The following is a 24,321-nucleotide window of genomic DNA, read 5'->3' as shown; positions in this document are numbered from 1 at the left end:
TGAAAGGGTGTTACGGTTGATCGAGTTCGACCTGGACCGCGGCTCGGGCGTGTCGACGTACCTGCAGCTCGTCCACCAGGTGAAACAGGCGCTGCGGCTCGGCACGCTGCGGCCCGGCGACCAGCTGCCCACCGCCCGCGAGGTGGTCGAGAGCCTGGCCATCAACCCCAACACGGTGCTCAAGGCCTACCGGGAGCTGGAGCGCGAAGGGCTGGTCGAGGGGCGGCCGGGGATGGGCACGTTCGTCCGGCAGGGTGTGGCGGGCCCGACGCTCGCCGAGCACACGCGGCTGCGCCGCACCCTGGAGGCGTGGGTGCGCGAGGCCCGCGCGGCCGGGCTCGACCAGGAGGACCTGCGGGCGCTGTTCGCCGTGGTCCTGGCCGACGCCGCGAAGGAGGGCGCGGCGTGACCCCGGCGCTGGAGGCGACCGGGCTGGGGGTGCGCTACCGCCGCACGTGGGCGCTGCGCGACTGCTCGCTGGCGGTCCCCGCCGGGCGGGTGGCGGCGCTCGTCGGGCCCAACGGCGCGGGCAAGACCACGCTCATGCACGCGGCCGTCGGCCTGCTGCGTCCCGCGCGGGGCAGCGTCCGCGTGGCCGGCGAGGCGGCGTTCGTGGCGCAGGACAAGCCGCTGTACGACAGCTTCACCGTCGCCGAGATGCTGGCCTTCGGCCGCCGCATGAACCGCCGCTGGGACGGCGACGCCGCCGCCGGCCGCCTCGGCGCGCTGGGCATCCCGCTGGACAGGAAGGTGAGCGGGCTGTCGGGCGGGCAGCAGGCGCAGGTGGCGGTCACGCTCGCGCTGGCCGTCCGGCCGGACCTGCTCGTGCTGGACGAGCCGCTGGCCAACCTCGACCCGCTCGCCCGCCACGACGTGATGCGCTCGATCATGGCGGAGGTGGCCGAGCGGGAGCTGACCGTGCTGCTGTCCTCGCACGTCGTCTCCGACCTGGAGGAGACGTGCGACTGGCTGGTGGTGCTGAACGGCGGCCGGCTGCAGGTCAGCGGCGACATCGAGGAGCTGCTCGACGGGCACCGCGTGCTCACCGGCCCCGACGGGGCGTCGGCGGCGGGGGTGCGGGTGGTGAGCGCGAGCCGTACCGGCAGGCAGGTCAGCATGCTGGTCAGGGGCGCCTGCCCGCCCGATCCGCGCTGGCGGGCGCGCCGCCCGGGGCTGGAGGAGCTGGTCATGGGCTACCTGCGCAGCCCCGAGTCGGCGGCGCTGCCCGACCTGACGGGGGTGGGCGCGTGATCTGGGTGACCTGGCGCCAGCACCGGGCGCAGATCCTCGTGACGGCGGGCTTCCTGGCGCTGCTGGGGGTGCTGCTGCTGGCCTCGGCGATCGAGGCGAGCCGGTACGTCGCCGAGCACGCCCCGCCCGGCTGCCCGGGGCCCGCCCTGGCGTGCGGCGAGCTGGCCGTGGCGCTCGGGCGGCGCTACGACGCGGTCTACTCGGTGTTCGGCTGGATGCCGCTGGTGGCCCCCGCGCTGATCGGCGCGTTCTGGGGGGCGCCGCTGCTCGGCCGCGAGTACGAGCGCGGCACCCACCGCCTGGCCTGGACCCAGTCCGTGCCCGTGTGGCGGTGGCTGACGGTCAAGCTGTCGGTCCTGGGCGCGGCGGTCGTGGCGGGCGGGCTGCTGCTGTCGCTGATGGTGAGCCTGTGGCGGCCGGTGTTCCGGACGGGCGTCGACTCCACGTTCGGCAACATCGGCGTGTTCAACATGGTCGGGGTGGAGCCGGCGGCGTGGTGGCTGTACGCGTTCGCGCTCGGCACGCTGGCCGGCTCCCTGTTCCGGCGGACGCTGCCCGCGATGGCGCTGGCCGTGGCCGGCGTGGCGGTGGCCATGTTCACGCTGTTCCAGCTGAGCGACCACTACGCCGAGCCGGCGCGGGTCGAGCTGTCCGGCACCGTGCTGCTCGACGACCCCGACGCCCGGCTGGTGAGCGCCGCCTGGGTGGAGCCGTCCGGGAAGGAGGTGGCCGAGCCGGCCGGCAGCGGCTGCCCGCGCCGGGTGGATGTCGGCCAGAGCAGCAGGAACGCCGACGCGTGGCAGGCGTGCCTGTTCGGCAAGGGCTACCGGTACGCGGTGTACTACCATCCGGCGTCCCGGTTCTGGCGCTTCCAGTGGACCGAGGCGGGGATCCTGGCGGTCGCGTCGGCGGCGTTCTGCGGCCTGGCCGTGCGCCGCACCCTGCGCCGGCCCGGCTGACGGCGCGACCTTGATGGGGGCCGGATCGGCAGGCACTATGCCCTCATGATGGGGGAGCGGCTCGGAGGGGGGAGCGACGAGGGCGCCGTGCGCGTGGGCGCGACCGTGCGGCGGCCGGTGCGGGAGTGGACGGCCTCCGTGCACGAGCTGCTGCGGCACCTGGAGCGCAAGAGGTTCGAGGGGGCGCCGCGCGTGCTGGGCGTCGACAGTGACGGGTACGAGGTGCTGACGTACCTGGAGGGCGACAGCATGGGCGAGGCGCGGGTGTGGCCGTCGTGGACACGCGCCGAGGACACGCTCGTGCAGGTCGCGCGGTGGCTGCGCGCCTACCACGACGCGGTGGCCGACTTCGTGCCGCCGGCCGGGGCCCGCTGGCGGTCCGGCCGGCGCTGGGAGCCCGGGCTGATCATCGGCCACAACGACGCCGGCCCCTTCAACGCCGCCTACCGGGCGGGGCGGCTGGCGGGGTTCTTCGACTGGGACTTCGCGGGGCCCACCACCGTGGACGCCGACGTGGCGATGGTGGCGCACTGCTGGGTGCCGCTGCACGCCCGGCACGTGGACGCCTCGACGGGGTTCACCGCGTTCGAGGCGCGGCCGGCCCGGCTGCGCCGGTTCCTCGACGCCTACGGGTGGGCGGGCCGGCCGGAGGCGCTCGTCAGGAACGTGCAGGTGCAGATGGCCGAGCGGGCCGCGCTGATCCGCCGGCGCGGCCACACGGGCGAGGGGCTCTACGCCCGGCTGCTGCGGCGCGGCGTCGCCGACGAGCTCGATCAGGCCGTTCGCGAACTCGACGAGTTTTCTCGCTGACGAATTCCGAGTAAGACTCTTTGTCAGCCGCCCCCGGGTCGGCATGATATGCGCGGGAGAATATCCGCGGAGAAAGGGTAGCGATGGAACGGCGTCCCGTCATGGTGAAGGTGGAAGAAGGCCCGTTGCGCGTCGGCGCGGTGACCGCGTCGAACTCGCACGGAAACTGAAACGCCGGCTCGGGTAGCGTCCTGTGGGTGAGGCATTCCGGGCTTCACCCACACCCTTGCAGGAGGCATGTCCGTGGCCGACACCGCATCGCGCCCACGCCTGCGTGACAGCGTCATCGTGCAGGCGGACGGCGGCACGCTGCTGTTCCTGTGCCTGGCCGACCGGACCGTGAAGAGATTCGTCTGCGACGAATTCGTGAAAGACGTGGTGGTGCTTCTCGACGGCACCCGTACGATCGACGAGATCGGCGCGCTCGCCTGCGGCGACGACCTCGACGCACGCGCGCGGGTGGCCGAAGTCGTGCAAATCCTGGCGGCCGAGCGGCTGCTCAGCGGGGTCGCCGAGCCGGACCGCGAATTTCGCCTTTTAGGCGCGGCCCGCGCGGAATTCTACGACCGCCAGCTTCGGCTGCTCCAGGACTTCTGCGACGAGGGCTGGTCGCGGGAGAGGAGTGGCGCCGACCTCCAGCGGCGGCTGGGCGAGGCGACCGCCGTCGTCTGCGGGATCGGCGGGCTGGGCGGCTGGGTGGCGCTCGCGCTGGCCGGGGCCGGCGTCGGCCGGATCCGCGTCTGCGACTTCGACCGGGTCGAGGTCTCGAACCTCACCCGGCAGGTGCTGTTCAGGATGGCCGACCTGGGCGTGCCCAAGGTGGAGGCGGCGGCCGCCCGGTTGCGCGAGATCAACCCGTTCGTCGAGGTCGAGGCCGTGGAGCGGCGCATCACCTGCGCCGGCGACCTCGCCGACGTGGTCAAGGGCGCGGACGTCGTCGTCAACGCGGCCGACCTGCCCACGCCGAACGACGTGGCCGGCTGGGTGAGCGAGGCCTGCTGGCCGGACGTGCCGCACATCATGGGCACCGGGTACGCCTACCACATCGGCGTCCTCGGCACCTCGATCATCCCCGGCCGGACCGCCTGCTGGTCCTGCGTGCGCGCCGAGACGTTCGCCGACCACGGGCGCGACGGCATGGAGACGCTGGTGGGCAAGCGGGAGAAGGCGGGCGCGATGGGAGCGCTGTCCGGCCTGGTCGGCAACATCCTGGCGTGGGAGGCGATCCGCATCCTGGCGGGGCTGCCGCCGGCGCTCGGCGACCGGTGGGCCGAGGTGGACTTCTGGCCTCTGGAGGTGCGCTCGCGGGCGATCCCGCGGCGGCCGGAGTGTCCGACGTGTGGCCGCTGATCTTTTCCGAATATCGTTCTAGTATTGCGGGCATCCCGGGAAAGGGGCAGGCATGGGCGTACTGGACGGCAGGGTAGCGGTCGTCACCGGAGCGAGCAGGGGCATCGGCGCCGCCATCGCCGAGCGGCTGGCCGCCGAGGGGGCTCGGGTCGTCGTCGCGGCCCGTACGGTCGACGCGGCGCACAGCAAGCTCGAAGGGACGATCGGCGAGACCGTCGCGCGCATCGAGGCGGCGGGCGGCACCGCCTTCGCCCAGCCCACCGACCTGTCGCGCGAGCACGACAGGCAGGCGCTCGTCCGGGCGGCCGAGCAGCGCTACGGCCCGGTGGACATCCTGGTCAACAACGCCGCCGTCACCTACTTCGCGCCGGTCGCCGAGTTCACCGGCCGCCGCTACGACCTGATGTTCGAGGTGCAGGTCAACGCCCCCTTCCACCTCGCCCAGCTCGTCGTCCCCGGGATGCGGGAGCGCGGCGCGGGCTGGATACTCAACATCTCCTCGATCGCCGCCCGCCACCCGGCCTTTCCGCCCGGCCCGTACGCGGCCTTCGGCGGCACCGTGTACGGCATGTGCAAGGCCGCGCTCGAACGCTTCACCACCGGCCTGGCCGCCGAGCTCTACGCCGACGGCATCGCGGTGAACGCCCTGTCGCCGAACAGGGTCGTGCCCACCCCCGGCAGCCTCTTCCACCGCCTCACCGCCGACGACGACCCGAACGCCGAGCCCCCGTCCGTCATGGCGGAGGCCGCCCTGGCGCTGTGTCACCGCCCGGCCGCCGAGCTCACGGGGCGCATCGCGTACTCGCAGGATCTGCTGGACGAGCTGCGGCACGTCTGAGCGGCGGCCGGACCCGTGTGACCGGTTCTCATGAACTTCTCAGGTGAGGTTTGTGGCACTTTGAGCTGAGATTTATGACTATGGGGCGATGGAGCGCGTGCCGCAGGAGGCCGGTGCGGGCGAGGCTCAGCAAGCGCAAGGGGCCTCGGCCGGGAGGAGGGCTCGGCGGTTCGCCGCCGCCGGTGCCGCGCTCGTCGTCGTGGCGGTGCTCGCGTACTGGCTGGGCGGTCTAGGAGGCGGCGACGGACGGGAGGCCGCGCCCCGGCCGAGCCCGAGCCCGTCGCCCAGCACGACGCTCACCGTGCCCGACGTCTACAAGCGGGTCGGGCCCTCGGTGGTGGTCATCCAGGCCGGCAAGTCGCTCGGGACCGGGGTGATCGCGGCCGAGGACGGGACGATCCTCACCGCGTACCACGTGGTCAAGGGCGCCAAGGACGTCGACCTGACGTTCGCCGACGGCACGAAGGCGAAGGCCGAGATCACCTCCTCGAACGCCAAGCGCGACGTCGCCACGCTCAAGCCCGCGAAGCTGCCGGAGATCGTCGTCCCCGCGACCATCGGCGGCGCCGTCGCCGTCGGCGCGCCCGTCGTGGCCATCGGCAACCCGCTCGGCCTGACCTACAGCGTCTCCACCGGCGTCGTGTCCGGCCTGAACAGGTCCGCCGAGAAGGGCGACCTGAGCGGGCTCATCCAGTTCGACGCCTCCGTCAACCCCGGCAGCTCCGGCGGCCCGCTCCTCGACGCCCGCGGGCTGCTCGTCGGCATCGTCGTCTCGATCGCCGACCCGGGAGGCGACGAGGCGTTCGCCGGCATCGCGTTCGCGGTGCCGATCGGCCTGGCCCTCGGCGGCGGCGAAGGCGACGGCCCGCCCGGCGAGGGGCTCCTGATATGACGAGAAGGGCTCCATGACCTCGACCGACCCCCGCGACCCCGCCCATCCGCTCGAACAGGTCCTGTTCGAGGTCAAACGCACCATCGTCGGGCAGGACGTGCTGCTGGAGCGCATGGCGGTCGCGCTCATCGCCGACGGGCACCTGCTCGTCGAGGGCGTGCCCGGCCTGGCCAAGACGCTCGCCGTACGGTCGCTGGCCGCCGCGATCGACGGGACGTTCCAGCGCGTCCAGTTCACCCCCGACCTCGTGCCCGCCGACCTCGTGGGCACCCGCGTCTACCACCAGCACTCCGGCGAGTTCAGGACGGAGCTGGGCCCCGTGTTCGCGAACCTGCTGCTGGCCGACGAGATCAACCGCGCCCCCGCCAAGGTGCAGAGCGCCCTGCTGGAGGTGATGCAGGAGCACCAGGTGACGATCGGCCGCGAGACGTTCCGCGTGCCCGAGCCGTTCCTCGTCATGGCGACCGAGAACCCGATCGAGTCCGAAGGCACGTACCCGCTGCCCGAGGCGCAGGTCGACCGGTTCATGATGAAGGTCGTCGTCGACTACCCCACGCAGGCCGAGGAGCAGGCCATCGTCGCCCGCGCGCTGCGCCCGCCGGAGCCGCCGCAGGCCATGGTCACCGCCGACGACCTCATGGCCATGCGGGCCCGCGCCCAGACCGTGTACGTCGATCCGGCGATCGTCGACTACGCCGTCCGGCTGGTGTCCGTGACCCGCTCCCCGGCGACGGCCGGGCTCGGCGAGCTGGAGCGGTACGTCACCTACGGGGCCAGCCCCCGGGCGTCCATCGCGCTCGTCACCGGCGCCAGGGCGCTGGCCTTCCTGCGCGGGCGCGACTACGTGCTGCCGCACGACCTGTCCGAGCTGGCCCTCGACGTGCTGCGGCACCGCCTCGTGCTGTCGTACGAGGCCCTGGCCGACGACGTCGACGCCGACACGATCATCACCAGGGTCCTCGGAGCCGTCCGGGCGCCCGACGTCGTCCTGCAGAACCGCTGAGCCGCGCCATGGCAACCGCCCCCGAGAAACTGCTGCTCCGCCTGGAGTGGAAGGTCGTGCGCCGGCTCGACGGCCGGCTCCAGGGCGCGCACCGCACCACGTACCGAGGCGCCGGGATCGACTTCACCGGGCTGCGCGCTTACCAGGAGGGCGACGACGCCCGGCACATCGACTGGAACGTCACCGCCCGCCTGGACGAGCCGCACCTGCGCGTGTTCACCGAGGACCGCGAGCTGACGGTGTGGCTCGTGCTCGACCGGTCGGCGTCGATGGCCGCCGGGCGGCCGGGGCGCGGCAAGCACGACGTGCTCGCCGAGCTGGCGCTCGTCCTCGCCCGGCTGTTCGGACGGGGCGGCAACCGGGTCGGCGCCCTCCTGTACGACACCGGGACGCCGCCCCGTACTGGCCGGCGGCACGATACGAGCCACGGCGCGGGGATGGTGCGCATCGTGCCGCCCGGCACCACGCGGCGGCATGCGTTGCGCATCGCCGCCGAGCTGGAGCGCACCTCCGAGGCGCGCGGCGGGGCCACCACCGACCTGGCGGAGATGCTGGACGCGGCCGGGCGGCTCGCGCGCCGCCGCGCCCTTGTCGTCGTGCTGTCGGACTTCATCGGCGACGGCGACTGGGAACGCGCGCTCCAGCGCCTGGCCCGCAGGCACGAGGTGGTCGCCCTGCGGATCGTGGACACCGCCGACGACGTGCTGCCCGAGGCCGGGCTGATCGTGGTCGAGGACGCCGAGACCGGTGAGCAGCTCGTCGTCGACTCCGCCGACCCGCTGCTGCGGGTCCGCTTCCGCGAGGCCGTGGACGCCCGCGACGCCCGGCTCGCGGCGGGCATGCGCCGGGCCGGCGTGCCCGTGCACCGCGTCGACACCGACCGCGACCTGGCCGAGGCGCTCGTCGAGGTCGTCGCCCGCACCCGGGACCGGTCGCCATGACTCTCTCCTCCCCGCTGCTGCTGGTGGCCGGGCTGCTCGTCACGGCGGCGCTGGCGTGGGCGGTCATCGTCTCGTCCCGCCGCCGGGCGGCGGCGCTCGCCGCGGCCGGCGCGAGCCCCGCCAACCTGAGGACCTACCTGGGGGCCGGCCTGACGGTGGCCGGCGTCGGGGTGCTCGCGGTCGCGACCGCAGGACCCGCCGCCATGGTGCCGGTGCCGCGCGTCTCGGGCACCGTCATCCTCGCCATGGACGTCTCCACCAGCATGGGCGCCGACGACGTGGCGCCCAACCGGCTGGCGGCGGCGCAGCGGGCGGCCCGCGCGTTCGTGGCCGCGCAGCCCGCCAGCGTCGACATCGGCGTGGTCGCCTTCGAGCGGGGCGCGCTCACCACCGCCCGGCCCGACGCCGACCACTCCGTGGCGCTCAAGGCCATCGACCGGCTCAAGGTCACCGGCGGCACCTCCCTGGGGACGGCCATCCTGGCCTCGCTGACCGCCATCACCGGCAAGCAGGTGGCGCTCGGCCGCGACGGCGCCGCCCCCGACATCGGCTACTGGCCGTCCGCGACGATCGTGATGTTCACCGACGGCCAGAACCGGGCCGAGGGCCAGGACGCGGACGTCGAACGCGCCGCCCAGGCGGCCCAGCGGGCCGGCGTGCACATCCACACCGTCGGGGTCGGCACCACGGCCGGCACGACCGTCGAGGTGGCCGGCTACCACCTGCAGACCTCGCTGGAAGAGGAACCCCTCACCATGATCGCGGAGACCACCGGCGGCGCCTACCACCCCGCCTCCGACGCCGCGCGGCTCGACGGCGTCGCCGACTCGATCGACCTGCGGCTCACCGTCTCCGACGAGCCGCTGCCCCTCGCCGGCGCGCTGATCGGGCTCGCCCTCGCGCTGCTCGCGGCGGGCGCGGCGGTCACCGTGCTGCGGACCGGGCGGGTGATCTGAGATGACGCTCTCCTGGCCGTGGGCTCTCCTGTCCGTCCTGGTCATCCCGCTCGTCTTCGCGGTCCGCTGGTGGGCGCTGCGCCGCCGCCGCCGGGCCGCCGTGCGCGTCACCTCGATCGCGCTCGTCCGCGCCGCGCTGCCCGGGCGTACGCGCTGGACGCGCCGGATCCCGGCCGCGCTGTTCGTGGCCGGGCTCGCGCTGCTCGCCGTCGGGGCCGCGCGGCCGCAGGCGTCGGTGCCCGTGCCGCAGACGTCGGCGACCATCCTGCTCGCGCTCGACACCTCCGGCTCCATGTGCTCCACGGACGTCGACCCCAACCGCCTCACCGCCGCCAGGCAGGCCGCCGCCGACTTCATCGAGTCGCTGCGCGGCGGGCCCCGCGTCGGCCTGGTCACCTTCAACGGCACCGCCGGCCTGCTCGTGCCGCCCACCGACGACACCGACGCGCTGATCGAGGCTCTGGAGAGCCTCACCGTGGGCCGCGGTACCGCGATCGGGCAGGCCATGCTCACCTCGATCGACGCGATCGCGGAGGTCGACCAGTCCGTCGCCCCCACCGGGGCCGCCCCGCCCGCGGGAGGCGGCGGCTACGCCAGCGCGGCGATCGTCGTGCTCACCGACGGCGCCAACACGCAGGGCGTCGATCCGCAGACCGCCGCGCAGGAGGCGGCCCTGCGCCGCGTCCGCGTCTTCACCATCGGCTTCGGCACCACGACGCCGAGCCCGATGGTGTGCCAGAGCACGCAGTTCGACGGCGGGTTCGGCGGGTGGGGCGGCGGCTTCGGCGGGCGCGGCGGCGGGTTCGACCGGGGCGGCCGCAACATCCGCCTCATCGACGAGCCCGCGCTCAAGCGGATCGCCCAGACCACCGGCGGCTCCTACCGCCGCGCCGAGAACGCCGACCAGCTCAAGAGCGCGCTCGGCGACCTGCCGAGCCGGTTCAGCGTCGTCCGGCAGCAGGTCGACACGGCCGCCGCCTTCGCCGCCGGCGGCGCCGTCCTGATCGCCGCGGCCCTGTCACTGTCGCTCTGGTGGAACCGCCCCCGCATCACCACGCGCTGACGCCGCCGCTCGGGGAGAACACCGCGTCATCGCGGTCGTGCCGCCCTTCGCGCCGCGGCCCGCCTGCCGGTCACTCCGGCCGGCGGCCCCGCCCTTCGGCCCCCGGCCGGCCGAGCAGCCGTTCGAGGTCGCGGCGCTCGCGCTTGGTGGGCCGGCCCGCGCCACGGGCCCGCACCGCCACCGTCACCGTCTCCTCGCGCGGAGGCGGCGGCGGGCTCTTGTCGACGTAGCACTCGGCGGCCACGGGCGCGCCGACCCGCTTGGTGATGATCCGGGAGACGACCACGATCCGTTCGCGCCCCTCGTGGCGCAGCCGGATCTCGTCGCCGACCCGGACCGCGTGCGCGGGCTTGACGCGCACGCCGTTGACGCGGACGTGACCGCCCCGGCAGGCGTCGGAGGCGGCCGAACGGGTCCTGGTGAGCCGCACCGACCAGATCCAGCTGTCGACGCGCGCACTCACCTGCTCATCTGCCACTCCGACACAGTACAGCGGGCCTCAGGAACGTGCGGGAGCCCGCCCGGACGGGCGCCGGGGTGGTCAGCCGGCCTGGCGGGCGGCCTGTTCGACGCGGTCGCGGTAGTCGCGCCACCAGGTCTCGTCGTCGCTCGGCATGGCCTCGTTCTTCCGTCGGCCCACGGAGCCGTCGATCAGCTCCCGCACGATGTCGGCGTGGCCGGCGTGGCGGTAGGTCTCGGTGAGCACGTGGACGATGATCCGGTGCAGGGTGACCGGGTTGCGGTCGTCGGACCACCAGGCGACGTGGCCGGGGGCGTCGAGGGGCAGCTCCTCGATCGTGGCGTCAGCGTGGGCCCAGGCGCGCCGGTAGAGGGAGACGATCTCCTCGCGGGACTCGTCGGGCGTCGCCCACATGTCGGCGTTGACCTCGGCGCCCTCCTCGATCCAGGGCAGCGACTCGCCGTGGGGGCGGCCGAAGGTGTCGCCGAAGTAGCCGAACTCGACGCCGGCCAGGTGCTTGACCAGGCCAAGGAGGTTCGTGCCCGTCGGGGTGAGCGGGCGGCGGGCGTCGTACTCGGACAGGCCGTCGAGCTTCCACACGAGGCCCTCGCGGGCGAGCTTGAGATAGGAGTGCAGGTCGGATTTGTGCATGCCGGGCATTGTGGCATCCCGGTCAGGGGGCTTCGGTGAGCGCCAGCCGCCAGGCTCCCGGCTCGACGGTCCACGTACGGTCGGCGACGGGGCCGAGGAGCTCGCCGTCGGCGTTGACCCGCATGGGCGGGCCGGAGATCCGCACGCGCGCGCCGCGCACCGTGGCCACGTCCTGCCTGCTGGTGTGGCGGCCGAGGCGCAGCAGCACCCCGTACAGGAGGCGGCGCAGCGGGCCGGTGGAGAACGAGATGACCACGTCGGCCAGGCCGTCGGACGGAACGGCGGCCGGGGTGAGGGGGGTGCCGCCGCCGATGGAGCTGCCGTTGCCGATGCCGACCATCAGCACCCGGTGCCGGCCGTTCGCGACGACCCGGCCGTCCACCTCCACCTTGAGCGGCAGCCCGCGGGTGCGCAGGCCGGCGATGACGCTGCCCGCCGCGTACGCGAAGCGGTGCAGCACCGGCTTGAGCGGCTGGGCGGCCCGCGCCGCCTCGACGCCCACGCCGATGTGCACGGCGTTGACCACGATGCCGCCGCCGTCGTCGCGCAGCAGGTCCAGCGGGCGGGGCTCGCCCAGGGCGGCGGCCCGGGCCGCCTCGATGGGGTCGAGCGGCACGCCCAGGGCGCGCGCCAGGTCGTTGCCGGTGCCCAGCGGCACCAGCCCGACGGTACGGGTGCCCAGCTCGCCCCGCTCGGCCAGGGCCGCGACCAGGGCGTGCAGCGTCCCGTCTCCGCCGAGGACGACGGGGTCCCGGTCCGGATGGGCGGCCAGCGCCCCGGGCAGGCCGGCCGGATCGTCGATGCGCACCCGTTCCGTGTCGGCGTGCTCGCCCAGGACGGCCAGAACCTCGGAAACCACCTCTTCGCCGACGCTTCCCGCCGACGCGTTGACGATCGCCAGCAACCGGCGCATCCGCCCTCCTTCGCCGCGCTACCTGCCGCACGCGCCTACCCGCCCCGCACGCGTCTACGCGCCCAACCGAAGGCGAACGCCCCCCGCGCCGCTCGCCGACCCGGACGCACACGTGCCCCGCCATCCACCGGCCGCGGAGGTGAACGCCCCCCAGCCCCCCGCTGGGCGTGGAGGCGAACGTGTCCCCGCGCGCGGGATGACACGGCTTGACAGGGTGCGGTCGGAAACGTTTAGTGGGCTCTAGGTTGACAGCGCTGTCTGACGGGCGGACCCGCCGACCGCGGCATGGCGGGCCCGCGAGCCTCCTGGAGGAGCCTTGTCCCGTTCAGCATGGGTGGCGGCCTTATCCGCCGTCACCGTCCTACTGCCCGGCACCCCCGCCCACGCCGCTCCACCTCCCGACGTCGCCGACCTCGCCTCCTACGTCAACCCGTTCATGGGGACGAAGGACGGCGGCCCCGACTTCGGCCACGGAGGCGGCGCCGGGATGAACTTCCCCGGCGCGGCGCTCCCGTTCGGCATGATGCAGTGGAGCCCCGACACCGTCCGCGCGTCGGGCGGCGGCTACAAGTACGAGGACAACCGCCTGCGCGGCCTGTCGCTCACGCACATCTCGGGCCCGGGCTGCACCGGCGCGCAGGACTTCCCGGTGATCCCGATTTCGGGCACGGTGGGCCGCTCCCCGGCCACCCACTTCGACGACTACGTCCAGACGTTCAAGCACGAGAACGAGAGCGCGTCCCCCGGCTACTACGGCGTCACCCTGGACACCGGCGTGAAGGCGGAGACGACCGCCACCACGAGGGCGGGCGTGGGCCGCTTCACGGGCCCGGCCGGCAAGCCGCTCACCCTGCTGCTCAACGTCACCGGCTCGGTCAACGGCGTGGACGACGCCGAGGCGAAGATCAGCGGGAACACGGTGAGCGGCTGGGCGAAGACGGGCGGCTTCTGCGGCACGGACAGCCGCTACTACGTCTACTTCCACGCCACGTTCGACCGCCCGGTCCGCGCGTACGGCACCTGGCGCAACGATTCGGTGGTGCCGGGCGAGGTCCAGGTGAGGGGCGCTTCGGAGGCGAAGGTGGCGCCGACGCCCAAGCCGCACGGCCTGGCCGGCGTCACCGCGCCGCGGAAGGGCGCGCCGGCCGCGCAGCCGAGCCCGCCGCCCGGGCCGCAGGCCCGCGCCACGGCCCAGGACGTGATCGTCAAGGGCCCGGGCATCGGCGCCTACCTGCAGTTCGACCCGGAGACCCCGGTGCAGATGCGGGTGGGCCTGTCGTACGTGAGCATCGACGGCGCCAAGAAGAACCTGCGTGCCGAGGTCGGCTCCCAGGGCTTCGACCGGATCGCGCAGAGCGCCAGGCGGGCCTGGAACGACCGCCTGGGCCAGATCCGGGTGAGCGGCGGTGACGAGACGAGGAAGCGCACGTTCTACAGCAGCCTGTACCACGCGCTGCTCCAGCCGTACGTGTTCGACGACGTGGACGGCACCTACACGGGCTTCGACTACCGCACCCACCAGGTGAGACGCGGCCACCACCACTACGCCACGTTCTCCGGCTGGGACGTCTACCGGGGCCAGATGCAGCTCGTCGCGCTGCTCGCGCCGGACGTGGCCAGCGACATCGCGCAGTCGATGTACGACGACGCCCACGCGGTCGGCGACGTCTGGGACCGCTGGTCGCACCAGAACACGATCACGGGCGTGATGAACGGCGACCCGTACCACTCGATCATCGCGAGCATGTACGCGTTCGGCGCCCGCGACTTCGACGCCAAGGCGGCGCTGACCGCGATGGTCAAGGGCGCCCAGCGGGTCGGCGAGGATCCCGGCACCGGCTACGTCGAGCGGCCCGGCAACGCGTCGTACATGAAGAACGGCTACGTCCCGGTGGACCCCTCGACGACGCTGGAGTACGCGGTCGCCGACTTCGGCATCGCGCAGCTCGCCGGCCGGCTCGGCGACACCGCGACCCGTGACGCGTTCATGAAGCGCGCCCAGTCGTGGCAGAGCGTCTACAACCCGGCGAACAGCTGGATCCAGCCGCGCTTCGGCGACGGCTCGTTCGTGCCGGGCTTCGACCCGGCAAGCGCTTCCATGTACGTGGAGGGCAACGGCGCCCAGTACCACTGGATGGTGCCGCACAACCCGCGCGGCCTGTTCGACGCCATGGGCGGCGACGCGAAGGCGATGGCGCGGCTCGACACGTTCTTCACCGAGCTGAACGCGGGGCCGGCCAAGCCGTACGCCTACCTGGGCAACGAGCCGTCGCTGCTCACGCCGTGGCTGTACGCGTGGGCGGGGCGGCCGTACAAGACGCAGGACCTGGTGGCGCGGGCCCGCAAGGAGCTGTTCAAGCCGACGCCGGACGGCCTGACGGGCAACGACGACCTGGGGACGATGGGCGCCTGGTACGTCTGGGCGTCGATGGGGATGTATCCCGCGATTCCCGGGCGGGCCGAGCTGGTGCTCAACAGTCCGGCCTTCGAGCAGATCGTCGTCACCCGCTCGAACGGCAGGACCATCACCATCAACGCCCCCGGCGCCTCCGACACCAACCGCTACGTTCAGGGGCTCAAGGTCAACGGCACCGCGTCGGACAAGGCGTGGCTGCCCGAGGGGTTCACGGGGCGGCTCGACTACACGCTCGGCCCGGAGCCCGACACCGCGTTCGGCGCGACGGACCCGCCGCCGAGCTTCCAGGCCGGCATGCAGCCCTACCTGGTCAGCCTCGCCCCCGGCGCCGCCCCGGTCGAGCCGGGCGGCACGGTCACTACCACGCTCACCGTCCAGGCCGTCGGCGCGGGCGGCACGCTCACGTGGACCGCCGACCCGCCGGCCGGCGTCACGGTCACCCCGGCGAGCGGCACCGTGAACGTCCCGGCCAACGGCCAGGCCACCGCCGAGCTGACCGTCACGGCCGCGGCCGACCTGGCGACCGGGTTCACCACGGTGCCCGTCGAGGTCGCCGGCACGAGCGCGGCCGTCAAGCTGAACGTCGCCCGGCGCGGCACCATCGAATGGCACCAGAACAACGCCGGCATCGGCGACGACGACGAGGCGGGCCTGGCGAACTTCGACGGCGTCGGCTGGAGCTACTCGGCGCAGGCCCTGGCCGCGGCCGGCGCCCGCCCCGGCGGCACCGTGACGTGGAAGGGCTACGACTTCACCTGGCCCGACCGCGAGCCGGGGGAGTGGGACAACGTGCAGGCGAGCGGCCAGACCGTGGACCTGACCGCCCCGGCGGGCGCCAAGACCCTCGCCCTGCTGGGGGCGGGCGCGTCCGGTGACATCCAGACCGACGTCACCATCACCTACACGGACGGCTCGACGCAGCAGGTCAAGGTCGGCTTCAGCGACTGGGCGCTGGCCCGTGACGCCTACCCGCCGCGGTTCGGCAACGAGATCGTGCTGCGCACGCCGTACCGGCTGGACGGCGGGGGCGGGCGGCAGGACATCAACGTGTACGTCTTCGCCGTCACCCCGATCGAGCTGGACGCGTCCAAGCAGGTGAAGAGCCTGACGCTGGCCAAGCCGACGGGCGCGGCGACCGCGCACGTCTTCGCCTGGTCCTTCGGCCTCTGAGGCGCCCGCGCGGGCCGGCCGGTCCCGGCCGGCCCGCGCCGGGAGTGTCCGCTCTCGGACACCGACTGGGCCTGGCGCATTGTCCGGGACGACGGAGGATGAGCGTGGGCGGCACCCCCGCCGCCGCCCCTGCCGGGCGCACCCGGCGGGGATCCACCCAGGCTGCACAAGGATGTGTCATGGCCGGAACCCGTCCCGCTCTGCCCGACAGCACCACGCCGGAATTCCAGGCTGAAGCGCTGGCCGAGGCCAACGCCTACCGGGCCAAGCACCACGCGCCGCCGCTCGCCATGGACCCCGAGCTCAACGCGTACGCCAAGGAACGGGCGGCCACCCGCTCGGAGCAGTCAGGGCTCGACGCCGGGCACACCGGCCTGCGCAAGGGGACCGGCGAGAACATCTTCTGGGGCGGCGGCTCGGAGGCCATGCCCGGCTCCGCGGCCGTCAAGAACTGGTACGACGAGATCTCCAGCTACGACTTCGCCGCCGCCAAGTTCTCCTCGGATTCGGGGCACTTCACGCAGCTCGTCTGGAAGGGCAGCACCAAGGTCGGCATCGGCCGCGTCTCCGGGAACACCGGCGAGTACGTCGAGACCTACATCGTGTTCGTCTTCGAGCCGCCCGGCAACATGGAGGGCGCCTTCGCCGAGAACGTGCTGCGCGCCTGACACGTGAAGGGCCGGGCCTGCCGCATCGCTCCGGCAGGCCCGGCCCGCATGTGCGCTGTCAGCGCTGTCCCGCCGAGAGCATGGCGGGCTCCCGGTCGGCGGGCTCCAGGCGCTCGTGGAAGCCGCCGTCCGCCGACCGCGTGATGATCCCGGTCTCCACGCCGTGCTCGGCCACGTGGCGCTCCGACTCCTGCAGGGCCAGGCAGATCCAGCGGGTGACGACGAAGGCGACGACGGGCGCGACGAGCACCGCGTACCTGAAGAAGATCGTCACGGTGTTGACGTTGAGCTGGAACTGGTGGGCGAGCTGGTCGTTGGCCGCGGCCGCCCACAGCAGGCCGTAGAACGTGATGCCGGCGGCGGCGATCGCCGTCTTCACGGGCGTGTCGCGCGGCCGGTCGAGCACGTCCCGCGCGGGCGTCTCGCGGGCGGCGCGGCGCGCGCTCCTGGGCCGGCCCAGCGCGTCGCGCCGGCCGCGCCGCGCCAGGAGGAAGCGCTCGGCCATCGGGTACGCGGCCAGCGCCGTGAAGAACACCCCGGGCACCACGACCGTGGGGACGAGGACGGCGAGGCTCAGCGTGTAGCTCCCCAGGGTGAGCTCCCAGCCGGGCATGATCCGCAGGGCGCCGTCGAGGAAGCCCATGTACCAGTCGGGCACCGAGCCGGCCGAGATCTGCGTCGGGCTGGCGGGGCCGTACAGCCAGATCGGGGCGATCTGGAACCCGAACCCGAGGATGATCAGCATGCCGGTCGTCGCGGCGGCCATCAGCGGGCGGGCACCGCGCCGCGCCGGCAGCGAGGCGACGAAGCGCGAGTGGCCGTTGCGCCGCACCAGCAGCTCGCGGGCGATCAGCAGCGCGGCCACGAGGGCCGAGAGCAGCAGGTGCCCGCCGTACATGACGGGAATGACCTGCTCGCCGGGGAAGGCGTCGCCGAACATCAGCCCGGCCACCCAGCTGCCCACCACCGGGATCGACTGCACGACCGACAACATCAGCCACAGGCTGCCGCCCGACAGCAGGTCGTCGGGCAGGGCGTTGCCGGTCTCGCCGGCGAACATGCCGAGCGCCAGCAGCGCCACCCAGATCAGCCACTGCCGGGTGCGCGGCCGGCGGAACGCGCCGGTGAGGAACATGCGCAGCAGCTGCAGCACGACCGCCGCCACGAAGACGAGGGCCGCCCAGTGGTGGACCTGGCGGATGAGCAGACCGCCGCGCACCTCCAGGCTGAGGTGCATGGTCGAGTCGAACGCCTGGCTGACGAAGAGCCCGCGCAGCGGCGCGTAGGGACCGTCGTAGGTCACCTGCGCCATGCCCGGGTCGTAGAAGAACATCAGCGCCGCGCCGCTGACCAGCAGCACGACGAACGACCAGACGGCGATCTCGGCGAACATGAACGTCCAGTGCGAGAACTGGAACGAGCGGCTCTTGACCGGTGACGAACGCATCTTCAGGCCCCCTTACCTTGCCTACACAGAAGACGTCGGCGGGGTGCCCGGTGTGACAACGATCGGCGCCCAGGGGACCGTGAGACGCGTCACTTCGTGCGGCGTCAGGTGGCGGAGGCGGGGCCGTCAGCCGCCGGACTTCGACACGGCGAACGCGAGCAGGAACCCGGCCAGCGTGATGAGCCCCGTCATCAGATGGGAGTCCTCGAACGCCTCGGGGATCATGGTATCGGCGATCATGGTGAGGATCGCCCCGCCGGCCAGCGCGATGATGCCCGCCAGCACGGCCGCCGGCGCCTGCCCCAGGAGTGCGTACCCGGCCAGCGACGACAGCCCGCTGACCACGGCGATCCCGCTCCACAAGCCGAACACGTACGTCTTGGACCGGCCGGCCCGGCGCATGCCGGCCGCGCTGGACAGCCCCTCGGGCACGTTGCTGATGAACACCGCCGCCACCGTCACCACGCTCACCGCCCCCCCGCCGAGCAGGCTCGCCCCGATCACCAGCGACTCCGGCACCCCGTCGAGCACCGCGCCCAGCGCGATCGCCGTGCCGGACCCCGCCTGCTCCTGCGACGGCTGCCGGTCGCCGGAGCGCTTGCGATGCCGGGCGCCCCGGCGGGCCAGCAGGATATTGCACCCGGTGTAGAGCACCGCGCCGGCCACCGCGCCCACCACCGTGGGCACCAGCCCGGCGCGCTGGTGCGCCTCCTCGATCAGCTCGAACGACACCGCCGAGATCAGCACGCCGGCGCCGAACGCCATCACCGACGCGATCAGCCGCTGCGGCATCCGCACCAGGTAGCCGGCGAGCGCGCCGAGCACGAGCGCGAGCCCGGCCAGCAGCCCCCACCCGCCCGCCTGCAACCACTCGGGCATCGCACTCCCTTCCCGCCGATCGGCGCCCCCGGGCCTCTGGTCGTTCCTACCACGACGACGCCGGCGCCGATCCACGGCAGCCCGCGCTGCTCCCGCACGCCGAGCGTCAGGGGCCGAGCGTCAGGGGCCGAGGGTCGGGGGCAGGTCGAAGCGCTCGAACAGGCCCTTGTCGCGGAAGGCGACGATCCGGTCGATGCCCGCGCCGGAGACCGACAGGACCATCACGGCGTACGCGTGGTGCGCGCCGCCGGGGCCGCGCTGGTACAGGCCGGCCGCGGGCTGGCCGTTGGCCGCGGTCGCCACCAGCCGGAACTGGCCGGGCCGGGTGAGCACGCGCGTCCGCAAGAAGCGGCCGACGCGCTCGCGCCCGGCGAACCAGGTCGGGGTGGGCGGCATCTCCAGGACGGCGTCCGCCGTCAGCAGCTCCATCAGCGCGGCGACGTCCGCGTGCTCGAACGCGGTGACGTAACGCTCCAGCAGCTCCCGCTGGTGCCCGGCGGCGGCCCCGGGCAGGTCGTCCTCGGCCGGCGCCACCTGGCCGAGCTGTGCCCGCGCGCGTTGCAGGACGCTCTTGACCGCGGGCACGGAGATGCCGAGCAGCTCGGCCACCTCCGCCGCCCGCAGCGCCAGCACGTCCCGCAGGATGAGCACGGCGCGCTGGCGCGGCGGCAGGTACTGCAGCGCGGCGACCAGCGCCAGCCGCAGGCTCGCCCGCGCCACCACCGTGGCGGCCGGATCGTCGTCCGCGGTGGTGAGCAGCCGATCGGGGAAGGGCTGCAGCCACGGCACCTCGGCCGGCGGCGCCAGCGGCCCGTCGGGGTCGTCGGCGGGGCCGCCGAGCCCCGACGGCAGTGGCCGGCGCTTGCGCCGCTCGAGCGCGGTGAGGCAGGCGTTGGTCGCGATCCGGTAGAGCCAGGTACGCATCGACGCCCGCCCCTCGAACCCCTCGTACGAGCGCCACGCCCGCAGGTAGGTCTCCTGGACGAGATCCTCGGCGTCGTGCACCGAGCCCAGCATGCGGTAGCAGTAGGCCAGGAGCTCGGTCCGGTACGGGGAGGTCAACTGGGCGAAGACGTCGCCGCCCGGCCGGACCTCCGTCGTCTCTGCCATGATCGTCGCCTCTCGGTCGTGCTTCGTGCGTTCCATGGGGGGTCGTCAGTCGGGGATCAGGCCGCCGGTGAGGTTGACGATCGCTCCGGTCATCGCGGCGGCCCGGCCCGAGGCGGCGAAGACGGCCGCGTCGGCGATCTCGGCGACCGTGGGCAGGGCTTTGCGCAGCGTCCGGTCGGCCATGCGGGCCTCGAACGCGTCGCGGGTGATGCCGTAGGCGGCGGCGTGCAGGCCGTACACCTCGGACAGTTGTGCCGTCTCCGGCATCCCGGCCGCGTTGAGGCAGACGACGCGGATGCCCTGCGGCCCGAGCTCGGCGGCCAGCCCGCGCGACAGCGCCTCGACGGCCGCCCAGGCCGGCGCCATGCCGCCCATGAGCGGGACGGCGGTCCGCGACGGGCTCGCGGTGATCGTCAGGATCACGCCGGATCCCCGCATGCGGCGGGCGGCGGCTCGCGCGGTGAGGAAGGTGGCCCTGGGGTAGGTGGCCAGCGGCAGCGAGAAGCCGTCGGGCGTCAGGTCGGTGAGGCGGATGCCCTGGATGCCGGTCTGGGGGAGGCTGACGGCGTTGAAGGAGATGTCGAGCGACCCGGCGTCCCTGACCACCGCGTCGGCGTGCGCCTCGACGGCGGCCTCGTCGAGGACGTCCACGGTGGCGACGTCCGCCCGGCCGCCCGCGGCCCGGATCTCCTTCGCGACCGCCTCCAGCGCGGCTTCGGTGCGCCCCGCGAGGGCGACCCTGGCCCCCTCGGCGGCGAAGGCGCGCGCGACCGCGCCCCCGATCGCGCCGCCGGCTCCGTAGACGACCGCGTTCTTCTCTTCGAGCAGCACTGCTCCTCCTCCTGGTGAAAGGCTCTTACGCGGATCGACTCGGAGGCCGGGCGAAAGGAATCGGTCGTCAGGCCACCGCCGAGCCGGGGCCGGGCAGCGGGTCGATGTCGCCGGCGTGCATCGGCTCGCCGCAGTGGGCGCAGCGCAGGTCGACGTGGCTGATCTCGCCGCAGGCGTGGTGGCGGTAGAGCACGGGCGGCCCGGCCTGGCCGGAGAGCCATTTGTCGCCCCAGGCGGTCATGACCATGAGCAGGTCGACCAGCTCGGTGCCCTTGGGGGTCAGCCGGTATTCGTAGCGGGGGCGGTTGTCGTAGGGGTGGCGGTCGATGACGCCCTGCTCGACGAGGTGGTTGAGGCGTTCGGTGAGCACCTTGCGGGAGATGCCGAGATCGGCCTGGAGCTGGTCGAAGCGGCTCATGCCCACCCAGATGTCACGCAGGATCAGGGGCGACCACGGCTCCCCGATGACGTCGAGGGTACGGGCGATGGAGCAGGCCATGTCCCCGAAGTTCGTGCGTTGCATGACATCAGTCTATCCATTGGGGTTCCCTAAGGGAACTTCAGCGTGTTACGGTCATGGAGTCTCCTCAAGGAACCCCGGAAGGACCACGCAGATGAGCAAGGTCATCACCGCCCTGGCCGTATCGGTCGACGGATACATCACCGGCCGCGAGCCAGGCCCCGGCCGCGGGCTCGGCGACGCCGCGACGCTGTTCGACTGGTACTTCGACGGCGACACGCCCAGCCAGGTCTTCGACGGGTTCAAGCTGAGCGCGCCCAGCGCCCGGGTCTTCGACGCCCTCGCCGGCCGCGTCGGCGCGGTCGTGGCGGGGCGCAACACGTACGAGGACTCCGACCACTTCGGCGGCGGCAGCCCGCACCCGCACGCCCGGTTGGTCGTCCTCAGCCACCGGCCGGCCCCCGAGATCACCGACCGGCAGATCCTCGTCACCACCGGCATCGAGGACGCCATCGCCGCCGCCCGCGAGGCCGCAGGCGGCAAGGACGTCGGCCTGATGGGCGGCGGCGTCACCACCGCGGCACTCAGGGCGGGCCTCGTCGACGAGGTGATCCTGCACCAGGTGCCGATCCTGCTCGGCGGCGGCCGGCCGTTCTTCCAGGAGCTGCCCGCCCACGTACGCCTGCGCCTGCTGGAGGCCGTCCCGGCCCCCGGCGTCACCCACCTCCACTACCAGGTCCAGCACTGATCACCCCCTGATCCGGCAAGGAGAAGAAGATGACGCTCAACCCCGAAGTGCGCCGCGCCTTCGACAGCACCGCCCTGGCCCACCTCGCCACCGTCCTGCCCGACGGCTCCCCGCACAGCATCCCGCTCTGGGTCGGCACCCGCGGCGACCACATCGTCTTCCTCACGGGGCCGCAGTCGCGCAAGGCCCGCAACCTGCGCCGCGACCCCCGCGTGGCGCTCTCCGTGGCGCCCGCCGACAACCCGTACCAGCCGGTCATCGTGCGCGGCCGGGTCGTCGAGTGGATCGAGGGCGACGCCGCCTGGGAGATCATCGACGAGATCTCGACGAAGTACATCGGGCAGCCCTACTCCCGGGAGCAGGACCGCGTCGTCCTCGTCGTCGAGGCCGAGCACCAGACCGTCGGCCTCACCTAGAGGCGCCCCGCCTGCGGCGGTGCTCCTTCGGCAGCTCTGGCGTCTTGTACGTGACCAGCGGGATCGTGGTGGCCACCGGCGTGGCCAGCTCGTGCGCCACCAGGTCGGCGATCACCTGCTCGATCCGCTTGTACGCCGTCGGCGCCTCCTCGAAGAGCAGCTGCCGGTCGCCGCACACCACCACCGACCCCAACGGGGTTCGCCGCAGCTCCTCGACCGTGTGCTTGGCCTTCCCCCGGCGCAGCGCGTCCGCCCGCGACATCTTGCGGCCCGCGCCGTGCGCCACCGAATGGCCGGCGTCCGGCCCGGCGTGCGCGGCCACCAGGTACGACGGGGTGCCGCGCGTACCGGCGATGAGCACGTCCCGCCCGTCGCCCGGCGCCGCCCCCTTGCGGTGCAGGTAGATCCCGTCTCGGACCTCGACCAGGTTGTGGCACTGGTCGACGATCGGCTCGGCCGGCTCGAACCCCAGGGCGTGCGCGACCCGCGCGGCCAGCAGCCGCCGGTTGAGCGACCCCCACCGCACGGCCTCGTCGTGCCGGGCGAGGTAGTCGGCGGGATCGGCGGCGGGGCCCGCGCCGTGGACCTCGGTGTGCTCCCGCAGGATCCGCTCACCCAGCCCGCGCGACCCGCTGTGGACGACCAGCACGAGATCGCCCGCGGCGAGCCCGAGCCGGCTCGCGTGTCCCGGATCGAGGACGCTGCCGACGCGGGCCAGCTCGACGAAGTGGTTGCCCCGCCCGACCGTGCCGAGACCGTCGAGGTGACCCGCGGGAACGTCGCCCTTCACCACGTCCCAGGCGGGGTCGTCATCTTCCGGCACGCGGTCGAGGTCGGGGAAGCGGGCGGCGAGCTTCTCGGGATCGGCCCGCTTCAGCCTGACGGGAAACACGGCGATGCCGCAGCCGATGTCGGAGCCCACCAGGAACGGGTAGAGGACGGTCGACGTCATCGCGGCGCCGATGGGGGCGCCCTTGCCGGGGTGCAGGTCCGGCATGCCGGCCACGTGGATCATGCCGTCGAGGGCGGCCACCTGGTGGCACTGCGCGACGGCGTCGGACTCGATCCAGCTCGTGGGGGAGGCGAACACGGCGACGGTGGCCTGGTGCTGGGACAAAGGTGCTCTCTTGCTGAACAAAAGGGATGTGGGCGGGCGACACCACGGTCCCCTGAGGTCACCTTTCGGGGCAAACGATTTTCGAGAGCCGCTCCCGACCTCAGCGTTCGAGCCGGCCCGAGACCTCGGAGGGGAACTCCTCCGTGCCGAGCACCCGCAGCAGCTCCAGCCGCTCGCGCGTCTCCGCGTCGGCCGGGGTGAACACCAGCAGCTGCTGCCCCTGGTCGGGCGTGAGCAGCGTCTCGCAGTCCATCACCAGGCGCCCCACCCGAGGGTGCAGCAGGGTCTTGCGGTTGGCGCGCCGCACCGCCACCTCGTGCTCCGCCCAGAGCCGCCGGAAGTGCGCGCTCGCCTCCCGCAACCGCGCGACCAGCCCGGTGACCACCGGATCGCTGGAGCGGCGGCCGGCGACCGCGCGCAGGTCGGCCACCATCTGGCGGGCCTGGTGCTCCTGCTCCTCCGGCGGATGGACGCCACGCGCGGCGGGATCGGTGAACCAGCGGTACACCATGTAGCGCCGGTCGCCGGTGTGACCGGTGTGGTCGCCCATCATCAGGAGCGACACCCGGTTCTGGGCCAGCACCTCGCCCAGGTCCGACAGCACCACGGCAGGGGTGTCGCCGAGCAGGTCGAGCATGCGCACCATGCCGGCCCGGGCCAGGCGGGCCACCTCGTCGGCGGGCGGCGGATGGTGCCCGGCCAGGTGGAACAGATGATCGCGCTCGTCGTCGGACAACCGCAGCGCCCGCGCCAGCGCCCCCAGCAACTGCGTGGACGGCTGGCTGCTGCGGCCCTGCTCCAGACGTACGACATAGTCGACCGACATGCCGGCGAGCATCGCCACCTCTTCCCTGCGCAGACCGCTCGTGCGGCGGCGGGGGCTGTCGGCCAGGCCCACCTCCGCCGGGCGGATCGCCTCGCGGCGGCGGCGCAGGAAGTCGGCGAGCTGCTCACGTTCCATGCCTCCATCCT

The 24,321-nt window shown here is 73.5% G+C and carries 25 protein-coding genes; 15 read left to right on the top strand and 10 right to left on the bottom strand.

What is annotated here, in order from left to right; all coding sequences use genetic code 11:
• The first annotated feature begins 16 nt into the window (after positions 1 to 16).
• The 11 genes from KIS93_RS27990 to KIS93_RS27940 all read left to right on the top strand — a co-directional run bounded on the left by KIS93_RS27990 (position 17) and on the right by KIS93_RS27940 (position 10,063).
• Complete coding sequence (locus tag KIS93_RS27990) at positions 17 to 409, top strand: GntR family transcriptional regulator (protein WP_080044887.1); 393 nt, start codon at positions 17 to 19, stop codon at positions 407 to 409.
• Positions 406 to 1,251, top strand: coding sequence for an ABC transporter ATP-binding protein (locus KIS93_RS27985; protein ID WP_080044888.1), 846 nt, complete (start codon positions 406 to 408; stop codon positions 1,249 to 1,251). Before KIS93_RS27990 ends, KIS93_RS27985 begins: the two co-directional genes overlap by 4 nt.
• Positions 1,248 to 2,210, top strand: coding sequence for a hypothetical protein (locus KIS93_RS27980; RefSeq protein WP_080044889.1), 963 nt, complete (start codon positions 1,248 to 1,250; stop codon positions 2,208 to 2,210). Before KIS93_RS27985 ends, KIS93_RS27980 begins: the two co-directional genes overlap by 4 nt.
• Positions 2,211 to 2,255: 45 nt before the next feature.
• The gene (locus KIS93_RS27975) at positions 2,256 to 3,020 is read left to right on the top strand and encodes an aminoglycoside phosphotransferase/kinase family protein (protein ID WP_080044890.1); all 765 of its coding nucleotides are present in this window, start codon (positions 2,256 to 2,258) and stop codon (positions 3,018 to 3,020) included.
• A gap of 243 nt (positions 3,021 to 3,263) precedes the next feature.
• The gene (locus KIS93_RS27970) at positions 3,264 to 4,370 is read left to right on the top strand and encodes a HesA/MoeB/ThiF family protein (protein ID WP_186404485.1); all 1,107 of its coding nucleotides are present in this window, start codon (positions 3,264 to 3,266) and stop codon (positions 4,368 to 4,370) included.
• A 52-nt stretch (positions 4,371 to 4,422) separates the two neighbouring features.
• The gene (locus tag KIS93_RS27965; protein WP_080044892.1) at positions 4,423 to 5,208 is read left to right on the top strand and encodes an SDR family NAD(P)-dependent oxidoreductase; all 786 of its coding nucleotides are present in this window, start codon (positions 4,423 to 4,425) and stop codon (positions 5,206 to 5,208) included.
• Positions 5,209 to 5,296: 88 nt separating this feature from the next.
• On the top strand, positions 5,297 to 6,100 hold the full coding sequence (locus KIS93_RS27960; RefSeq protein ID WP_080044893.1) for a S1C family serine protease: 804 nt from the start codon (positions 5,297 to 5,299) through the stop codon (positions 6,098 to 6,100).
• Between the two features lie 13 nt (positions 6,101 to 6,113).
• On the top strand, positions 6,114 to 7,103 hold the full coding sequence (locus KIS93_RS27955; RefSeq protein ID WP_080044894.1) for an AAA family ATPase: 990 nt from the start codon (positions 6,114 to 6,116) through the stop codon (positions 7,101 to 7,103).
• An 8-nt stretch (positions 7,104 to 7,111) separates the two neighbouring features.
• On the top strand, positions 7,112 to 8,044 hold the full coding sequence (locus KIS93_RS27950) for a DUF58 domain-containing protein (protein WP_080044895.1): 933 nt from the start codon (positions 7,112 to 7,114) through the stop codon (positions 8,042 to 8,044).
• Entirely contained in the window at positions 8,041 to 9,000 is a 960-nt protein-coding gene (locus tag KIS93_RS27945; protein WP_080044896.1) for a VWA domain-containing protein, read from the top strand. Before KIS93_RS27950 ends, KIS93_RS27945 begins: the two co-directional genes overlap by 4 nt.
• A gap of 1 nt (position 9,001) precedes the next feature.
• Positions 9,002 to 10,063 carry a VWA domain-containing protein gene (locus tag KIS93_RS27940; protein WP_080044897.1) on the top strand — a complete coding sequence of 354 codons (1,062 nt, stop codon included), beginning with the start codon at positions 9,002 to 9,004 and terminating at the stop codon, positions 10,061 to 10,063.
• 70 nt (positions 10,064 to 10,133) lie between these two features.
• On the opposite strand, the gene KIS93_RS27935 is transcribed toward KIS93_RS27940, so the two are convergent.
• The 3 genes from KIS93_RS27935 to KIS93_RS27925 all read right to left on the bottom strand — a co-directional run bounded on the left by KIS93_RS27935 (position 10,134) and on the right by KIS93_RS27925 (position 12,087).
• Positions 10,134 to 10,541, bottom strand: a complete 408-nt coding sequence (locus KIS93_RS27935; RefSeq protein WP_080044898.1) for an RNA-binding S4 domain-containing protein — start codon at positions 10,539 to 10,541, stop codon at positions 10,134 to 10,136.
• 63 nt (positions 10,542 to 10,604) lie between these two features.
• Positions 10,605 to 11,174, bottom strand: coding sequence for a DinB family protein (locus KIS93_RS27930; RefSeq protein WP_230465767.1), 570 nt, complete (start codon positions 11,172 to 11,174; stop codon positions 10,605 to 10,607).
• A gap of 22 nt (positions 11,175 to 11,196) precedes the next feature.
• Complete coding sequence (locus KIS93_RS27925; protein WP_080044900.1) at positions 11,197 to 12,087, bottom strand: diacylglycerol/lipid kinase family protein; 891 nt, start codon at positions 12,085 to 12,087, stop codon at positions 11,197 to 11,199.
• A gap of 316 nt (positions 12,088 to 12,403) precedes the next feature.
• Here KIS93_RS27925 and KIS93_RS27920 point away from each other — a divergent pair, with 316 nt between their 5' ends.
• Together KIS93_RS27920 and KIS93_RS27915 are read left to right on the top strand one after the other, a co-directional pair.
• Positions 12,404 to 15,673, top strand: coding sequence for a GH92 family glycosyl hydrolase (locus KIS93_RS27920; protein WP_080044901.1), 3,270 nt, complete (start codon positions 12,404 to 12,406; stop codon positions 15,671 to 15,673).
• Between the two features lie 179 nt (positions 15,674 to 15,852).
• The gene (locus tag KIS93_RS27915) at positions 15,853 to 16,341 is read left to right on the top strand and encodes a CAP family protein (RefSeq protein ID WP_186404484.1); all 489 of its coding nucleotides are present in this window, start codon (positions 15,853 to 15,855) and stop codon (positions 16,339 to 16,341) included.
• 58 nt (positions 16,342 to 16,399) lie between these two features.
• Here KIS93_RS27915 and KIS93_RS27910 read toward each other — a convergent pair whose 3' ends face one another.
• The 5 genes from KIS93_RS27910 to KIS93_RS27890 form a co-directional block, all read right to left on the bottom strand.
• Positions 16,400 to 17,788, bottom strand: coding sequence for a cytochrome b (locus KIS93_RS27910; RefSeq protein ID WP_080044903.1), 1,389 nt, complete (start codon positions 17,786 to 17,788; stop codon positions 16,400 to 16,402).
• Between the two features lie 126 nt (positions 17,789 to 17,914).
• Positions 17,915 to 18,667 carry a ZIP family metal transporter gene (locus tag KIS93_RS27905; RefSeq protein ID WP_186404483.1) on the bottom strand — a complete coding sequence of 251 codons (753 nt, stop codon included), beginning with the start codon at positions 18,665 to 18,667 and terminating at the stop codon, positions 17,915 to 17,917.
• A gap of 120 nt (positions 18,668 to 18,787) precedes the next feature.
• Positions 18,788 to 19,777: a sigma-70 family RNA polymerase sigma factor gene (locus tag KIS93_RS27900; RefSeq protein ID WP_080047460.1), complete on the bottom strand. Its 990-nt coding sequence runs from the start codon at positions 19,775 to 19,777 to the stop codon at positions 18,788 to 18,790.
• Between the two features lie 45 nt (positions 19,778 to 19,822).
• Complete coding sequence (locus tag KIS93_RS27895) at positions 19,823 to 20,608, bottom strand: SDR family NAD(P)-dependent oxidoreductase (RefSeq protein WP_080044904.1); 786 nt, start codon at positions 20,606 to 20,608, stop codon at positions 19,823 to 19,825.
• A 67-nt stretch (positions 20,609 to 20,675) separates the two neighbouring features.
• A complete protein-coding gene (locus tag KIS93_RS27890; protein WP_080044905.1) occupies positions 20,676 to 21,131 on the bottom strand; it encodes a winged helix-turn-helix transcriptional regulator in 456 nt (151 codons plus the stop codon).
• Between the two features lie 91 nt (positions 21,132 to 21,222).
• Between KIS93_RS27890 and KIS93_RS27885 the strand changes: the two genes are divergently transcribed.
• Positions 21,223 to 21,816, top strand: coding sequence for a dihydrofolate reductase family protein (locus KIS93_RS27885; RefSeq protein WP_080044906.1), 594 nt, complete (start codon positions 21,223 to 21,225; stop codon positions 21,814 to 21,816).
• Positions 21,817 to 21,845: 29 nt separating this feature from the next.
• Positions 21,846 to 22,232, top strand: coding sequence for a PPOX class F420-dependent oxidoreductase (locus tag KIS93_RS27880; protein ID WP_080044907.1), 387 nt, complete (start codon positions 21,846 to 21,848; stop codon positions 22,230 to 22,232).
• Here the strand turns inward: KIS93_RS27880 and KIS93_RS27875 are convergent.
• Positions 22,225 to 23,349, bottom strand: a complete 1,125-nt coding sequence (locus KIS93_RS27875; protein ID WP_222107642.1) for an RNA ligase RtcB family protein — start codon at positions 23,347 to 23,349, stop codon at positions 22,225 to 22,227. The two genes, KIS93_RS27880 and KIS93_RS27875, sit on opposite strands and share 8 nt — an antisense overlap.
• Positions 23,350 to 23,449: 100 nt before the next feature.
• Positions 23,450 to 24,310: a helix-turn-helix transcriptional regulator gene (locus tag KIS93_RS27870; RefSeq protein ID WP_080044908.1), complete on the bottom strand. Its 861-nt coding sequence runs from the start codon at positions 24,308 to 24,310 to the stop codon at positions 23,450 to 23,452.
• Positions 24,311 to 24,321: the final 11 nt, after the last annotated feature.

The sequence above is a fragment of the [Actinomadura] parvosata subsp. kistnae genome, from assembly GCF_900323885.1.
Taxonomy (GTDB): domain Bacteria; phylum Actinomycetota; class Actinomycetes; order Streptosporangiales; family Streptosporangiaceae; genus Nonomuraea; species Nonomuraea composti.
This window is presented reverse-complemented; position numbering and strand designations above follow the sequence as displayed.

What these genes read in the sequence shown, in the direction of transcription:
- KIS93_RS27975 (WP_080044890.1), top strand. Translation starts at nt 2,256, where the DNA reads ATGATGGGGGAGCGGCTCGGAGGGGGGAGCGACGAGGGCGCCGTGCGC.
- KIS93_RS27965 (WP_080044892.1), top strand. Translation starts at nt 4,423, where the DNA reads ATGGGCGTACTGGACGGCAGGGTAGCGGTCGTCACCGGAGCGAGCAGG.
- KIS93_RS27960 (WP_080044893.1), top strand. Translation starts at nt 5,297, where the DNA reads ATGGAGCGCGTGCCGCAGGAGGCCGGTGCGGGCGAGGCTCAGCAAGCG.
- KIS93_RS27955 (WP_080044894.1), top strand. Translation starts at nt 6,114, where the DNA reads ATGACCTCGACCGACCCCCGCGACCCCGCCCATCCGCTCGAACAGGTC.
- KIS93_RS27950 (WP_080044895.1), top strand. Translation starts at nt 7,112, where the DNA reads ATGGCAACCGCCCCCGAGAAACTGCTGCTCCGCCTGGAGTGGAAGGTC.
- KIS93_RS27945 (WP_080044896.1), top strand. Translation starts at nt 8,041, where the DNA reads ATGACTCTCTCCTCCCCGCTGCTGCTGGTGGCCGGGCTGCTCGTCACG.
- KIS93_RS27940 (WP_080044897.1), top strand. Translation starts at nt 9,002, where the DNA reads ATGACGCTCTCCTGGCCGTGGGCTCTCCTGTCCGTCCTGGTCATCCCG.
- KIS93_RS27930 (WP_230465767.1), bottom strand. Translation starts at nt 11,174, where the DNA reads ATGCACAAATCCGACCTGCACTCCTATCTCAAGCTCGCCCGCGAGGGC.
- KIS93_RS27925 (WP_080044900.1), bottom strand. Translation starts at nt 12,087, where the DNA reads ATGCGCCGGTTGCTGGCGATCGTCAACGCGTCGGCGGGAAGCGTCGGC.
- KIS93_RS27915 (WP_186404484.1), top strand. Translation starts at nt 15,853, where the DNA reads ATGGCCGGAACCCGTCCCGCTCTGCCCGACAGCACCACGCCGGAATTC.
- KIS93_RS27910 (WP_080044903.1), bottom strand. Translation starts at nt 17,788, where the DNA reads ATGCGTTCGTCACCGGTCAAGAGCCGCTCGTTCCAGTTCTCGCACTGG.
- KIS93_RS27905 (WP_186404483.1), bottom strand. Translation starts at nt 18,667, where the DNA reads ATGCCCGAGTGGTTGCAGGCGGGCGGGTGGGGGCTGCTGGCCGGGCTC.
- KIS93_RS27900 (WP_080047460.1), bottom strand. Translation starts at nt 19,777, where the DNA reads ATGGCAGAGACGACGGAGGTCCGGCCGGGCGGCGACGTCTTCGCCCAG.
- KIS93_RS27890 (WP_080044905.1), bottom strand. Translation starts at nt 21,131, where the DNA reads ATGCAACGCACGAACTTCGGGGACATGGCCTGCTCCATCGCCCGTACC.
- KIS93_RS27885 (WP_080044906.1), top strand. Translation starts at nt 21,223, where the DNA reads ATGAGCAAGGTCATCACCGCCCTGGCCGTATCGGTCGACGGATACATC.
- KIS93_RS27880 (WP_080044907.1), top strand. Translation starts at nt 21,846, where the DNA reads ATGACGCTCAACCCCGAAGTGCGCCGCGCCTTCGACAGCACCGCCCTG.
- KIS93_RS27870 (WP_080044908.1), bottom strand. Translation starts at nt 24,310, where the DNA reads ATGGAACGTGAGCAGCTCGCCGACTTCCTGCGCCGCCGCCGCGAGGCG.